This window comes from Amaricoccus sp. B4 (assembly GCF_043226085.1).
Lineage (GTDB): Bacteria > Pseudomonadota > Alphaproteobacteria > Rhodobacterales > Rhodobacteraceae > Amaricoccus.
In genome coordinates, this window is record NZ_CP171226.1 from 101,041 (window position 1) to 115,000 (window position 13,960).

Below are 13,960 nucleotides of genomic sequence, written 5' to 3' on the forward strand. Positions count from 1 at the left end.
GGCAAGTGCGCCGGGCGCGGAGCGCGCGCCTGGGCGTTTGCCGTGAAGGCGCGCCTATCGAACTGCATGATCTCGTCTACAAGCCATCCTCGACCATCTTGGACAGGGTCTCCTCGACCAGTTCCTGGTCTTCGAGGCGCCTCCCGCCGTCCATGAATTGTTCGAGGGTTACCATGCTTTCTGTGGTCTCCAGGAGAAAGATGTTGAGCAGGAGAGGGAGGCTCTCGATGATGCGCTGCGGCTCCCATCCGGGCTCTATGCGCTTGGATAAGACAAAGAGCCGTGCCTCGCGCTCGACGTCCTCGTCATTGGCGCCCTCTTCGCCGGCATCCACGGGCTGAATGATCGTTTGTAGCCCCACCGCCCGCATCAGGCTGGCCGTGGATTCTGCCGTTGACTGAGATCTCACATCAAGTTCGACGACCAGGAAGCGCGAGCGTCCGTAATCGCGGATGCCGGCCTTCATGTCCCATGGCTTTTTACTCCCCGCCGAGCGGATGGAGACGCCGCCTGTGTCGAGCTCTGATATTTCGAACCCCAGGCGCTGATCGTGGGCCAGCAGGTATCTTTCCAGCAGGCTGTTCACGAAATCCTGCGAAGCGGAAGTCACGATGGCCCAGCTTCCATCCTCGCGCTGACCTTCAAGGAGGGCAGCCGGTGCAACGCGCACGTCTCCACAGGATATGAAGAGACGTGGCTGACCCAGGACGATCCCGGTATAGACGGTCTCCACCGCATCAGCGTCGTCCACCGGCAGGCCGCCGACCTGTGTAATCCCCGGTGACTGGAAGCATTCGTCCGGAAGCTCTTGTGGCGCCAGGGTCTCCGCCGGTCCGTTTGTGGGCAGGGCGCGCCCCAGGACCGCGCTGCCATCGCGCAGTTCGTAGCCGAAGCCGATGCGCCAGTCTTCGAGCGCAGGAGACCCCGGCCGGGTCGGCGTGCTTTCATGACCTGTTCGCAGGCGGGCCCTCAGGTCGTCCTCGAACCGGTCAGGATCGCCATCGTAGCTATCTGCCCAGGCGATGATGTCCGTGAGCTGCGCGGTTGAGATTTCTTCGCCTGGGAAGACGCGGATCTGGGCCTCTCCCGTCGCGCGATTGAGGCGCTGCCAGACCGGCAGGCGCCCGCCCGTGGCGCACTCTCCCTGGGAGAGGCCAAGCTTCACGTCCCGTGGTCGCCCGCTTTCGGGGTCGAAGACATTCAGCGACGTGAAGTCGGACTCGGCACCCCGTGCGAGGTCGTAGATGTCGAAGTCGTAGACGCTGGTGATCAGGAGGAGGCCCGCGCACTCGCGTCCCGCGGGTCGGGTCCAGACCTCGTGAACCGGATTTCTGAGGCCGCGCCCGCCGTGATTGTATCCGGTGAGCTGCCCCCAGTCCGGATGGGTTTTCGCCGCGCCTGCCGGAAGATCCGAGATCTTCACCATTCCGGTTGTCTGATAGGGCGGCAGGATGTCGTGCCCCGGGGTGGCCGCCGCGCTGCTGCATGCATTCCGGAAATCGCCCAGGAGTGCCTTCATGCCCGACAGGGGTATACGCCAGCTCTCCGGGGATTTCGTGCGTGAGGCCGATTGCAGCTGACTACCCGCTCCGAGGGCCTCGAGTACCTCGGCACCCTTTCCGCCCATGTCGCTGGTGAGCCATCCAGTTCCGGGCACGGGAAGGAAGTGCGTGTAACCGATGACCTCGTCTCTGTCGACGCGCAAGAAGTCGAGTGTGGCGCGATCCACCTTCCACTCGTCCCATGGCAGATGGACGACATCTCGACTGACGACCAGAGATGCAGGACCGCGTCCACTGAGCGACGGGCAGACGATGCTTAGGGTGGAGCCTTCGCGGAACGTCCATGTCAGGGCAACGTCTCCGATCTCCGGCTTGGTGTTGAGAGACCAGAACTTTTCCGTTGGATTGGCAATGCTGCCTTCGGGCGCCACGAGCGTCGGCTGAGCCGCCGCCTGCTGTGACAGAAGGAAGATCGAGACGAGGAACGAAAGGGAATGACGGAAGATGAAATGCATCGCTGAAATCCGGCAGAGTCGTTAATTCTCTGGCGAATGATGGCACGATGCCGACGGCCCTGTCATCTTCTTCGACGCGCGGCGACGACGTTGCTCTCAGGCGGAGGCAGGCCCCTTGCGCGGCCAGCGCTCGATGAAGCGCCCGAGGAAGTGATCCGGGCGGTGATCCATGGTTCTCTCGTTCACCACAAACACATTTCGGACGCACTGATCGTTGGTTCGCTGTCGGATTGCGCGAGACCACGCGCGCCCTCGCTTCGATCTCGTCCCATGAGGCGTCTGTCTCCATGACGGCATCGTCGCATCATTTGTCTTGGCCACGGGCTCTGTTGCATAAATCGGCTGACGGCCAAATCTCCCCTTTCCCCGGACGGACTTATCCCGCAGCTTCCGTGATTGGTATGCCAAGCGCGGTGTAGCCGTTCAGGACGGCGATACGGACCTGTAGCTCCGCGACCTGACGATCAAAGTCTCGGGCCATGAGCCGCTGACCCAGTAATTTCATACAATTCATCTTCGTCTCGACGCGGCTCCGGCGATGGTATCCGCTCCATCTTCGCCAGAGCGCACGGCCAAGGTATTTCGCTGCGCGCAGGGCTTCGTTCCGAGCCGTGGCTCCGGCGGTGACGGCCTTCCAGGGCTTGGCGTTTTTGCCGGGAGGAATGACGGCATGAGCGCCGCGATCGGCAATGGCTTCGTGGTACTTGCGCGTGGCGTAGGCGCCATCTGCCGCGACGCTGTGGATTTCTCGGTCCTCCGGGATTTGATCGAGAAGTTCGGGTAGGATGGGCGCATTGCCGATGTGACTCCTGGTGATCTCGACAGCCCGGATCTCAAGCGTTTCCTCGTCGATCCCGAGGTGGATCTTGCGCAAGACCCGCCATTTTGGGCCACCATGCTTGCGGGCGTACCACTCGCCTTCGCCCTTGATGCCCGTGCTGTCGATGAGCAGGTGCAACGGGCCCTTCGACCCACGGTAAAGGATGTCGACGGCCAAGGTTCTGACGCCGAGACAGCGTGCTGAAGTCGGGCACCGACCAGTCGAGGCCGACCAGCCGCAGCAGGCTCTCAATAAAACCGGTCGTCTGCCGAAGCGCCATGCCGAACAGCAGCTTCATTGAAAGGCACGTCTGGATGGCGGCATCGCTGTAGGTCTGCTGGCGGCCACGCCTGCCTGACGGCTCGGCATCCCAGCTCATCTCCGGACCGAACCAGATCGTCAGCGAGCCCCGGCGCTTCAGCGCTTCATTGTAGATCGGCCAGTTCCTGGTCCTGTAGGTCGGGGGCGTGGGTCAACTCATGCATCGCAGCTACCACGCTGGATTCACGAGATGAATCCTTCACGCGATTTGTGCAACAGAGCCTCCAGAACCTGCGATCTCGTTGTGCCGCAGCCCGCGTTGCCGCGCGACATGACCGTCCGGAAATGCCGCGCCGAGGCCGAAAAGACTCGTGCGCGCCTTGGGGAAAGCGGCAGCGCAAGCCATCGACGAGCAGTGCGACTGTCTCGAGCTGCCCGACGGCTGTCCCGTGCCCGAGCCGGATGCGCCACCGGATCAGCCGCCGCTGCCATGACGGGCGCCGGCCCTGGGAACGGGCTGCCCGTGACCGCCCTTCGCGCACCTGAACGCGCCCCGAACAGCAGGGTCGCGGTGATCCGACAATCCTCGCCTCGCGGCGCTATTGCGCCAGGGCACAAGTTACGGCACATGTGATGGCACATCGCGGAGTCGGACGGGAATCGATCCGGAAAAGTGTCGAGATTTCAGTGCGTTGAGCCTGCGCCTTCGGTCCCTACCGCCGGAGCCAATTTCTCAAAGACTTAGCTGTGTTGACGCGGAGGCTCTGGAGGCCTTGTCACCGGCTTTGTTACCTCCAAGCAGCGGATGTGCGCCGTATCTCGGCGAGGCGCGCCGATCCTGAGTTGCGTGTGATCCCCGGTCCGTAGCCCTTGGCAGGGCTCCTCAGGAGACTGTCGCAAGAGCCTCATTGCAGTAGCACGCAATCTGCATCTAGGTATCCCACGATACCCCTTACAATCCGGCGAGAATTCACTTCATCAAAACTAATCATTGCCATCCTATACCCGCCAAACACACTGAATATTGAAATTTCTGCATCTCCGGCGAACGGGTCAACGTATGAAATATTGATAGAAAAATCTTTGTATTTTTCTTGTATTGCTATTATTTCTCCCTCGACTGATATGCCCGCCGAAACGATCTCGGCGGTGGCGGGGCTGCCCCCCAAGCCACTTTCCCACTTTACGCTGTCTACCATGCCAACACGGTCTGTTATTGGCAAACAAATCCCCGCACGCGGCGGTTCTGCTAGCGTCATGTTGGCTACAACTTCCCAAGGCAACGCCCGCCAGCAAGCAATATCGGGTCACCATCACGTGTTTATCTTCACAGTTTCTCTTTGCTGTCCCGCCGGGCGCAATAGCGACTGACCCCCGCGCCCGGTGCCAACCTGCTCAATTGCACGTCGTGGTGTTGCCGAAGGTGTGGCAGGTTACGGTCCGGGGCTGCATCGTGTAAGCGTTCTGCTGGGCGTTCTCGGCAGCTGCCAGACGTCTGGCTTCTGCGCGCCCCTTGGCGGAACGTGCCTCCTCCGCGATGCAGGACGTCATCTCAGACGTGCCTGGAGTGAAGCCATACCCGACGCAAATACCCTCGAAATGGGCACGCTGCGTCTCTGGCGACGCCGAAGAAAACCATGCGGGGCTGCCTGCTCGGCCGACGACGCTTTATCCGTTGACCCCGGTGCTACACCCGGCGCAGAGCGCCGCAGCCGCAGCGGCCAACCCGACGGAAAGTTTCATGACGTTCTCCTGCGATATTGCCCGGCAATGGGCATTGGCAAAGCGTCCGCAATTGGGATTGCGAAACCGTTGACGGGAAACCGCACTCAGCGAAACCGAGCCGCACGCCACCCGGCCGCTGCGGCTTCCGACTCATCACAGAACCACCGCTCGCCCGTCGCCTCATTGATCTTCGTGCGCGAATACCATGGCGACCACGGAGTGTGGTAAATCCGCTCGCCGGTCTTGCTGATGTTGCCCTTGATCGGGCAGCGCATCCGGCTCTCAATGTCTTGCAGGCGCATACTCGGGTGGAAGCGATCATGCAGCCGGTGCGGGGCAGCAGGGGGCGGATTTGTCTACCTCGGCAGGGCAGAAGCAATCCTGAATCGGCAAAAGGAGATCAAAGCCAAGACCATCGAGAAGCGCCTCTTGCTGCATCGCCAAACCGCGGCATAAACTGAAACCCGATCGAGCCAGACCCTCCGTTCCCAGTCAGGCCTTCGTGTCCCAAATCATCTGACAACGGACACAGGAGCGCTGATGGCGGACATCGCCCGGAAACGGGCCGGCCCCCAGAAGGATTTGCCAATGACCGTCACCTTGCCGGATGGCGCGGTATCCCGCGACCACAATCCGCTGATCGAGGAATCGATCCTCCCTACCGCCTTCGACCAGCGTCCGATCGGGGCCTGGGGCTACGCCTGGATCTGGGTTGGCATAGCCGTGATCATTGCCACCTATTCACTCGGTGCGACCGGCGCTCAGGGTGGCATTCCGCTCGGCCAGATCGCCCTGACAATTCTTGCGGCAAACCTCGTCCTCGGCGTCTTCATGCTTCTGACCGCCGATATCGGCACCGAGCACGGCCTTCCCTTCGCCGTCTATCTTCGCGCGCCGTTCGGCACTCGCGGAACGCACCTGCCATCGCTCTCGCGCGGCCTCGTCGCGGCAATGTGGTTCGGTATCCAGACCTATCTTGGCGCGATCGCACTCAACGGCATCGGGTCCTATTTCTTCAGCTTTGACAACTGGGTGGTCTGGTATGTGCTCTTTGCCGCTCTACAGATCATCAATACGGCTGCGGGGATCAAGGCGGTGGAAAAACTCGCGGCCCTCGCGGCGCCGGCCATCATCGCGATCTCGGTCTGGATGTATTTCTCCCTCGACGGCATCGCCGAGATGAAGGGCATCAATATCTGGACCTTCCAGGCCGACGGCCAGATGTCGCTTCTTGTGCTCTTCGTCGCCAATCTCGGCTTCTGGTCAACCATGGCTATCGACATCCCGAACCTGACCCGCTTCGTGCGGACCGAACCTGGCGCCCGCGGCTTCTTTGCCCGCAACCGGCGGGTCTTCGCGGGCCAGCTCATCGCGCTCCCGGTGACCCAGGCGGTCATCGCCGGGCTCGGCGCCGTCTCCTGGATTGCCACCGGCAACTGGAACCCGATCGAGGTCATCCAGGGCGACGCCCAGGGTATCGCGCTCATCGCACTCCTGGTCCTGGTCGTGCTGGCGCAGTGGTCCACCAACAACTCCGCGAACCTGATCCCGGCCGCCCTCACCTTCGTCAATGCCGCACCGCGTCTCCTCGACTACCGGCTGGGCGTTGCGCTTGCCGGGATTGTCGGCACCCTTTGCTTTCCCTGGGCAATCCTCGACAACCTGTTCACTTCCCTGGGTTACTACGGCGCCTTCCTCTCGGCGATCGGCGGTATCATGGTGGCGGACTATTACCTCATTCGCCGCCGCCGGCTCAACGCCCCCGACCTCTACCGCCCCGAGGGTCAGTTCCGCTACATGGCTGGCTTCAATCCGGCAGGCCTCGTCGCCTGGCTCATCGCGGGTGGCCTCGCAGCCATGTGGCCAGAGTACGCTGTGCTGATCGGCTTTCCCGTCGGCCTCATCCTTTACACAGCACTGATGCGAGCAATCGTCCTTCCACGTCATCGCCAAGCCGAGATCGACAGCGGTTTTGCCGACCGTTTCCTCGCGACCTCTCGTGGCGCGAGCTGGAGCGACATCGCCGGGAGCCATTTGGCGTCGCGCGAAGACCTGTGACGTGCTATGCCAGAAACCACGTGATGTGGTGGTCTGAGACGTCGGCGGACCGTGGCAGGTAATCACGCCTGCCCGACCCTCCCGAAGGAGCGATAAGCCATGGACGACAATACCACGATCACCCCGCGGTAGCAGTCTGGAACCCTGGATGACACGTTGACCGAGATCGCACGTGTAGTCGCTCGACGCATGCTGGCTGCGGCGTTGCTGGCCGCAGCCAATGCCTTCGCCGCGCAGCATGCCGAGGAGATTCCTGCCCAACGGGCGTCAGCGGGTCGTGCGGCACGGATACGGACCTGAGCGGGGCTTCCAGACCCATTGCCGGCAACAGTTTTTATAAGGCAATACGGCGGTAGTTTCTCTGTTCGGATGACACTTCTCGACAATTATTTAGAGACGTGCTTGCGAAGACCTCGAACGGAGAACGCAGTCATATGTTGCAGTACAGATCGCACGAAGTGCGCCGCGCCGAGGACGCGACAGTCCGATTACAGGGATGGGCAGCGTATTGGCGAACTCTCCGGCTGGATCGCAAGAATTATGGTTCGGTTACGCGGACCAATTGGGACGGGCAGGAGGTAGCCGTCGGATATTTTCGGGACTTGTGCTCAGAAAGTCGAACCTCGCGAGTTCAGACTTCTTAGTTGCGAGGATTTCATGTATTTTTGGGACGAATGTATTTCCCTGATTGTATTTGATGCGGACTGCGAATGCCTGTTTCGGTTCGGCTCTTGCCTCTTGCATTGGCGGTTTTCCTCGCGCTTGCGCCGGGGGTCTCGGCGCAGGTGGTGGGCAACCGGAGCGAGGCGAGCGGCTGCGCCGTCTCGGTGGGCGGGGGTGCTGCGGACAGCGCGTCAACCTTGTCTGCGGAATGCCCTGGGAAGAGGTGACGCGTCTCGCCACGGGGCCCACGTCGAATGACCCGGATCGGCGCGCTGAAGCCCTTCGCTTTTTGCGCGCGCGCCTGCCGGAAGACACCCGGTTCCGCGTCGAGGCGATCGAAAGCTTCTTCGAAAACCTGGGGCGCCGCGCTCTGGGTCCTTGGCACCCGGGAGAGCGGAACGACGCAGCTGGAGGAGGCCGCGACAGCCTACCGCGCGGCGCTGGAGGAACGGACCCGCGAATGCCAAAGGCCATGTTGAGCGTATCGAGATAGTCGGGCGGTACTGGCACTGCCCGGTAGATAATCCTTGGCTTCCCGGAATCGTCCGCGCCTTTCTTCAGCGAGCGCAGCGTGACCGTGCCGCCCAAAAGATCGATGCGGGCGGGGGTGATCTCAAGCAGTTCGGAGGGCAGGCAGCCGGTATGATGCAGGGTCTCTCACAAGGTGCGGTCGCGGGCGGGCCGGATCCGCGCCGCGGCGAGAAATCCCGCGCGCTCGGTGGCGTTGAGATAGAGCCGGTTGCCCCGGCGGTCATGGAGGCACGTCTCCGCCATGGGCGACTGTCTGCGCGGAAAGTGTTAAACGCCGAAGCGGAATCCATGGGTCGGAGCGAGCGTTCCACCGGCGTTTGACGCATGAGGATTTAGCACTTCAGCCCAGTGTGTTAAACGCGTGCCGTCGCCGACGGCACGGAGTTCCTGCGGGAAGCTTTCCAGTCCACTGTCTAATTCGCCGGCTTCGCAAAGAGCGGTGAGCTGACATGGCCCCGTGACAGGAGCGCGATGCCGATTACAAGTGCCCAGCCGAGGAGGAGTGCAGCTATCCAGGCTATCGAACCAGATGGCGAGATGACTGCAAGCAGACCAGCCGCTCCGATCGGGATCCGCGATGTCCACGACAACGGTCGTCCACACCATCCGCCGAAGGCGATCGCCCAGAGAGCCGTGGAGATCAGCAGGCCGAAGGCGCTGACGAGAACAGCCGCGGCACCGCCCTGGGCCAGGACGCCCGGATCAAAGACGAAACCGAAGGGCACGAAGAAGGCCACGAGACTGAGGCCAAAGGCTGAGAGGCTGGTCTTGCCGACTGAAGCTTTTCCGACCGCGGCTGCCGCAAAGGAGGCCAGCGCAACCGGTGGCGTCACCATCGAGAGCACGCAGTAATAGAAGATGAAGAAGTGCGCGGCGAGCGGCGTGATGCCCAGGTCCTGCAGGGCTGGAGCGAAGAGCACCGCGCCGATGATGTAGGCGGCGACCGTCGGCAGGCCCATGCCCATGATGATGCAACCCAGCATGGCGAGTGCGAGAGACGCATAGATCGATCCCTCTGAGAGCGCCATCAGCGAACTCGCGAACTTCAGGGCGAGATTTGACTGCACCGCCACGGCGATGACGAGGCCGATGGCAGCGATCGGAACCGCGACCTCGGCGGCTTGCTTGGGCGCTTCGCGCAGCGCTTCAATGACTTCCTTTTTGCCAATCCATGTTGTGCGTCGGAAGAAAGGCACGATGAAGCACGAGAGAGACGCCGCCACAGCAGCAAAGGCAGCGGAATAGCCCGAGATGAGAAGAAAGATCAGCAGGACCGGCGGCAGAATCAGGTGCAGTCGAGGAAGAATTGGTGCGGTGTCCGCCACTTCCTCGGCAGTCATCGCCCGCACACCTTCACGCCGGGCCATAAGATCGACCACCAGGAGCAAGGCCAGGTAAAAGGCCACGGCAGGGATCAGACCGGCCAGAGCTAGCTTGACGTATGGTATATTCAGCATCTCGGCCATGATGAAGGCAGCAACCCCCATCACCGGTGGCATGAGCTGACCGCCCGTCGAAGCAATTGCCTCGATGCCGGCGGCGCGATGGGCCGGAATACCGGTGCGTTTCATCAGCGGGATGGTGAAGACGCCGGTCGAGACCACGTTGGCCACAGCGCTGCCAGAAATCGAGCCCATCAGCGAGGAGCCGATGATCGCGGCCTTTGCGGTGCCGCCGGTAGCCCGGCCCGCCGCTCTGATCGCGAGGTCGATGAAGAACTGTCCGCCTCCGACCGCGGCGTAGAAGGCGCCGAAGAGGATGAAGTAGAAGATGAAGTTGACCGAGGTGGATGTCGTGATGCCGAGCACGCCCGATGTGGTCATGCTGGCAATCTCGACCGCAGTCGGCAGATCGAAGCCGCGGAAGCTCAACCAGCCCGGAAGCAGATTGCCCCAGAAGGCATAGCCCATGAATGCAAGAAGCACCCAGACCAGGATCCAGCCCACAGCGCGCCGCGAGCCTTCGAGCAGCAGGAAGACAAGCGCAATGCCGGCGACGACGTCGATCGAGAAGATGGGCGAGACGTTCTCCATTCGCGTCGTCAGCCGCTCGTAGCCGATGAGGTAGTAGGCTAGGATTGCGAGCGAGGCTGCGATCAGCGCGCGATCAATCGCGACCCTGATCCGTGGGGACAGGCCCGGAGCCGAAAGCGGCTTGTAGAGAAAGAGCAGAACCAGGGCGGCGACCAGATGGACTGGGCGCTCGAACAGCGGCTGCTGGGGGTAGCGTAGGATCCAGAGCTGGAAGGCGATCAGCAGAAGCCCGACGACAAATGCGATCGACAGGCCCGGACTGCGCAGGACGCGGGCAATCATTGGATTCTCCATAGAGCTTTTGATGCTGGGGGAAGGAACCAGGCCCGGCGGTGTTTGTTGCCGCCGGGCCGTCGGATCACATCAGTCCCGCCTCACGAAAATAGCGCTCTGCGCCGGGATGCAGCGGAATGCCGGTCTTCTGGATCAGCATCGAGGTCTTGGGGTCGAACTGGGCCCAGGCGGCGTTCGAGGCCTTCAGCTGGTCAGCGTTCTCGATGAGCGCCTTGGTGATCTGATACGCGGTCTCTTCGTCCAGAGATGAGTTGGCGATCAGGACCGTGCCAAGGTTTGCGCCGACAGTCGGCTTGTCCTGACCCTCGAACCACGGCCCGTATGTTCCGATGGTCAGGCCCTGCTGAGACAGGAAGTCCTGGCTCACCTGCGGCAGATCGAGGAACTCGACGTCGGAGGTCAAGCTCACCTCGGAGATGGTCGGATGTCCCTTGATCATCGTGTCGATGTAGAGGTCGGCGTTTCCATTGCGGATCTGGTCGGCGATCTGTGCGCTGTCGACCTGAACGACATCCCCACCATCGGATCTGATCTGGTCCACACTCGTGCCGAGCGACTCGAAGATCATGTCTGCCACCGGCACGGCGCTGGAACCGACCGGCTTCATCAGCACGCGCACGGGTTTGCCCGACTGCAGGATCGCAGCAAGGTCATCGGTCCCTTGATCCTCAAGGAAGGCCTCGCGCGCCATGACCCCGACGTAGACATCATTGAGGCCACCGACGAGCGCCTGGATGTCGGGTGCCGCCATTCCCTGATAGACGTCGTTCCCCTGCTGTGCCCAGATTGCGCTGGCGACATTGGAGAGCGCGATCTCCGCCTTGCCGCCCTGAACCACCATCGGATTCGCGATGCCGCCACCGCGGGCAATCACTTCGACTGAATTGTTGCCAAGGATCGGCTCTATGATCTGCTCGAGCGTAGCCGCGAAGACATACCAAGAACTACCTTCGCTCATGGCACCGATGCGGACCTCTTGAGCAGTCGCAGTCGTACCGATGATGGCGACCGCAGCCGCCAAGGCAGAGATGCGCAGGCGGGCTTGCAATGTATGTAGCATGACGGGTCCTCCCCAGGGTTCTTGAGACAGCTGCGCTGAAACGCAAGCATTTTTTATGCTCTTTCGCGACGAGATGCTGTTTGGTCTCGCCGGTGTCGTCCTGTCGGGAAGTCAGGCGGGCATGGCAGATGGCCGCATTGCCCGACTTCCAGATGCTGGCGACACAATGGCCAGGACGCGCAGATTAGCGCACCCCGGCGTAGTATTGAATCAGGCGTCGACCGTCTCACGGATCACGGTCAGGCCTGATGCCTTGACGGCGGCGCGGATCTCTTCGTCGGCACCATCGCCCAGCGGTTTCAGCGGTTCACGAACATTGACATTGTCGACAAGACCGCGGGCACGCAGGGCATGCTTGAGCGCCACCGAACCTTCCATGTGCGAGCCGCGGTGGTAGACGGCGCGGGTGATCGGCAGGAGCTGCTCATGATACTTTCGAGCAAGCGGATAGTCCTGCGCTTTGCCAGCGGCGAGATATTCGAGCAGAAGTTCGGGCGCCATGTTGCCGTAGCCGACCAGCAAGCCGTCGACATCGAACATGGTCGGCAGCAACCACTCGTCATGGCAGGACATCACTGCGATCTCGGGGAACTGGTTCTTGATCTCCGGGATCTCGTTGTACCAACGCTTCATGTCGCGCACGCCGTTCTTGGTCGCGGTGACACCCTCGATCGCACAGATGTCGAGCTGGGTCTGCAGGTCGTAGCTCGCCTTGGTCGCATTCGGGTACTGGAACAGGATACACTCGAGACCGGACTGGGCGATCGCCTCGTAGCGGGTCTGCGGCGCGCCTTTCTGGTAGCCGAAGCGCAACCAGCCATGGTTCGGATAGACGAGCGCGGCGGTGGCGCCGGCATCATACTTCTCCTTGGCCTCCTCATAGGCGACCTTGGTACCCTCGCCGGTGATGCCGGCGACGACCGGCAGGGGAGTGGCGTCCTTGTAGACGCGAATGAGTTCGAGCTGCTCGTCGTGGGTGAGGAAGGTGCCCTCGCCGGCATGCCCAAGGATGACGAGGCTCTTCACGCCGTCGATGGAGGCGAGCCATTTCGCAAGACGGGCGTTCGCCTCAAAATCGACGTCACCATTGTCCTTGAAGAGCGTCACGGGAGCGGGGTTCAGTCCCTTCCAGTCAATTGCCATTTTTCTTTTTCCTTATCTTGCGGATCGTTATCGGGATCGTTCCTATGGTTGTCCGCGCAAACTCACCTGTGTTATAAGGATCGTTGTCGGGAACGTTCCCATATCTACGCAAGAATCGATGTTACGTCAAGCTTGGATGCGTGGGATCCCTCAGTTGCCGCCCTCTGAAAGGAAATGCGCAATGCTGCAGGACAAGGAGCCATCGGGCCGGGTCACAATCCACGACGTCGCCGCAGCGGCAGGCGTGTCCAAGTCCACCGTGTCGCGAATTCTGGACGAGCGGTTGCCACGCTCGGAGAGCGAAACAGCCAGACGAGTGCGGAAGGTGGCGGCGGACTTGGGCTATATGCGCGACGGAGCTGCCGCGAGCCTCCGGCGCGGGAAGACGATGACGATCGGCGTGGTGGTTCCGCGGCTGACCGACACTGTCATGGCGATGCTCTACGAGGCGATTGCGCGTGCCTGCGCAAGGATGGGGCAGTTTGCGATTGTCGCCACAACCGATGACGAGCCCAAGGCGGATCGTGCGGCAGCGCATACCTTGTTGCAGCGGGGTGTGGACGGACTGGTGCTCTGTACGGCGCGGGACGATGACGACTATCCCGAGGAACTTGCTGCGCGTGGCATTCCGTTCGTGCTGGCACTCCGTACCGACGGAAAAAACCTCTCCTCCGTCGCCGACGACCGGTTTGGCGGGTATCTCGCGACGCGGCACCTTCTCGACCTTGGGCATCGTCGTATTGGCGTGATAGCTGGGCCGGCCTATGCCTCGAGCAGCCGCGGACGTGTCGATGGGTATCGGCAGGCAATGGAGGAGGCCGGGGCCGAGATAGAACCTGACTGGATCGTCGGGGAAAGCTTCAGCATCGATGCGGGCGTAGAGGCGGCGGAAACACTGATGCAACTGCCCGAACGACCTACGGCGATCTTTGCGGTCAACGACAATACGGCAATTGGCGCGATGTCGACGCTTCGGCGACTGAATATCGCAATCCCGGAGGGCATCTCGCTGGTCGGCTACAATGACATTCCGATCGTGAGCAGGCTTGGAACACCGATGACGAGTGTCCGCGTGCCTTTCGATCAGATCGCCGTTTCGGCACTCGATCTCCTGGCGCATGGACCTGTCAGTGTAGAGGACCGTATCCGCGTCGCCACACCCACCCTCATTCCGCGCCGGTCCACGACGTCACTGGGGAGGTGAAGCACAAGCAAGCACCAATGGAACGGACCTGATTCCCGAAATGCCTGCAAGTTATATTGCATAATAAAGATCCGCCGAAACTCATCGGCGTTTGGGGTGCGCGCTATTCCCAACTGCGACTTTTGTGGTCTGACAAGATGTTGGAAAGCGA

General features: G+C 61.7%; 8 protein-coding genes and 3 pseudogenes. 4 read left to right on the forward strand and 7 right to left on the reverse strand.

What is annotated here, in order from left to right:
- Window positions 1-76: 76 nt before the first annotated feature.
- The 3 genes and pseudogenes from ACF66B_RS19275 to ACF66B_RS19285 all read right to left on the reverse strand — a co-directional run bounded on the left by ACF66B_RS19275 (window position 77) and on the right by ACF66B_RS19285 (window position 4,357).
- Complete coding sequence (locus ACF66B_RS19275) at window positions 77-2,017, reverse strand: hypothetical protein (protein WP_111432047.1); 1,941 nt, start codon at window positions 2,015-2,017, stop codon at window positions 77-79.
- Between the two features lie 376 nt (window positions 2,018-2,393).
- A pseudogene (locus tag ACF66B_RS19280) lies at window positions 2,394-3,273 on the reverse strand (IS5 family transposase).
- A 730-nt stretch (window positions 3,274-4,003) separates the two neighbouring features.
- Window positions 4,004-4,357, reverse strand: a complete 354-nt coding sequence (locus ACF66B_RS19285) for a hypothetical protein (RefSeq protein WP_162683464.1) — start codon at window positions 4,355-4,357, stop codon at window positions 4,004-4,006.
- 278 nt (window positions 4,358-4,635) lie between these two features.
- On the opposite strand from ACF66B_RS19285, the gene ACF66B_RS19290 reads away from it, so the two are divergent.
- The gene (locus tag ACF66B_RS19290) at window positions 4,636-4,914 is read left to right on the forward strand and encodes a hypothetical protein (protein ID WP_162683463.1); all 279 of its coding nucleotides are present in this window, start codon (window positions 4,636-4,638) and stop codon (window positions 4,912-4,914) included.
- A 13-nt stretch (window positions 4,915-4,927) separates the two neighbouring features.
- On the opposite strand, the pseudogene ACF66B_RS19295 reads toward ACF66B_RS19290, so the two are convergent.
- A pseudogene (locus ACF66B_RS19295) lies at window positions 4,928-5,092 on the reverse strand (thermonuclease family protein); the annotation flags it as partial.
- 319 nt (window positions 5,093-5,411) lie between these two features.
- Here ACF66B_RS19295 and ACF66B_RS19300 point away from each other — a divergent pair.
- Together ACF66B_RS19300 and ACF66B_RS19305 are read left to right on the forward strand one after the other, a co-directional pair.
- Window positions 5,412-6,881, forward strand: a complete 1,470-nt coding sequence (locus ACF66B_RS19300; protein WP_111432046.1) for an NCS1 family transporter — start codon at window positions 5,412-5,414, stop codon at window positions 6,879-6,881.
- A gap of 144 nt (window positions 6,882-7,025) precedes the next feature.
- Window positions 7,026-7,197: pseudogene (locus tag ACF66B_RS19305) on the forward strand (IS256 family transposase); the annotation flags it as partial.
- 1,291 nt (window positions 7,198-8,488) lie between these two features.
- On the opposite strand, the gene ACF66B_RS19310 reads toward ACF66B_RS19305, so the two are convergent.
- The 3 genes from ACF66B_RS19310 to ACF66B_RS19320 form a co-directional block, all read right to left on the reverse strand.
- Entirely contained in the window at window positions 8,489-10,390 is a 1,902-nt protein-coding gene (locus ACF66B_RS19310; protein WP_111432045.1) for a TRAP transporter fused permease subunit, read from the reverse strand.
- A gap of 76 nt (window positions 10,391-10,466) precedes the next feature.
- Window positions 10,467-11,462: a TAXI family TRAP transporter solute-binding subunit gene (locus ACF66B_RS19315; RefSeq protein ID WP_111432044.1), complete on the reverse strand. Its 996-nt coding sequence runs from the start codon at window positions 11,460-11,462 to the stop codon at window positions 10,467-10,469.
- A gap of 210 nt (window positions 11,463-11,672) precedes the next feature.
- Window positions 11,673-12,605 carry a dihydrodipicolinate synthase family protein gene (locus ACF66B_RS19320; RefSeq protein ID WP_111432043.1) on the reverse strand — a complete coding sequence of 311 codons (933 nt, stop codon included), beginning with the start codon at window positions 12,603-12,605 and terminating at the stop codon, window positions 11,673-11,675.
- 181 nt (window positions 12,606-12,786) lie between these two features.
- Here ACF66B_RS19320 and ACF66B_RS19325 point away from each other — a divergent pair, with 181 nt between their 5' ends.
- Window positions 12,787-13,809 (forward strand): LacI family DNA-binding transcriptional regulator, encoded by a 1,023-nt coding sequence (locus ACF66B_RS19325; RefSeq protein WP_111432042.1) that lies wholly within the window; start codon window positions 12,787-12,789, stop codon window positions 13,807-13,809.
- The last annotated feature ends 151 nt before the right edge of the window (window positions 13,810-13,960 follow it).

Coding starts and splice junctions, on each gene's coding strand:
- ACF66B_RS19275 (WP_111432047.1), bottom strand. CDS start 2,017: ATGCATTTCATCTTCCGTCATTCCCTTTCGTTCCTCGTCTCGATCTTC.
- ACF66B_RS19285 (WP_162683464.1), bottom strand. CDS start 4,357: ATGACGCTAGCAGAACCGCCGCGTGCGGGGATTTGTTTGCCAATAACA.
- ACF66B_RS19290 (WP_162683463.1), top strand. CDS start 4,636: ATGCAGGACGTCATCTCAGACGTGCCTGGAGTGAAGCCATACCCGACG.
- ACF66B_RS19300 (WP_111432046.1), top strand. CDS start 5,412: ATGACCGTCACCTTGCCGGATGGCGCGGTATCCCGCGACCACAATCCG.
- ACF66B_RS19310 (WP_111432045.1), bottom strand. CDS start 10,390: ATGATTGCCCGCGTCCTGCGCAGTCCGGGCCTGTCGATCGCATTTGTC.
- ACF66B_RS19315 (WP_111432044.1), bottom strand. CDS start 11,462: ATGCTACATACATTGCAAGCCCGCCTGCGCATCTCTGCCTTGGCGGCT.
- ACF66B_RS19320 (WP_111432043.1), bottom strand. CDS start 12,605: ATGGCAATTGACTGGAAGGGACTGAACCCCGCTCCCGTGACGCTCTTC.
- ACF66B_RS19325 (WP_111432042.1), top strand. CDS start 12,787: ATGCTGCAGGACAAGGAGCCATCGGGCCGGGTCACAATCCACGACGTC.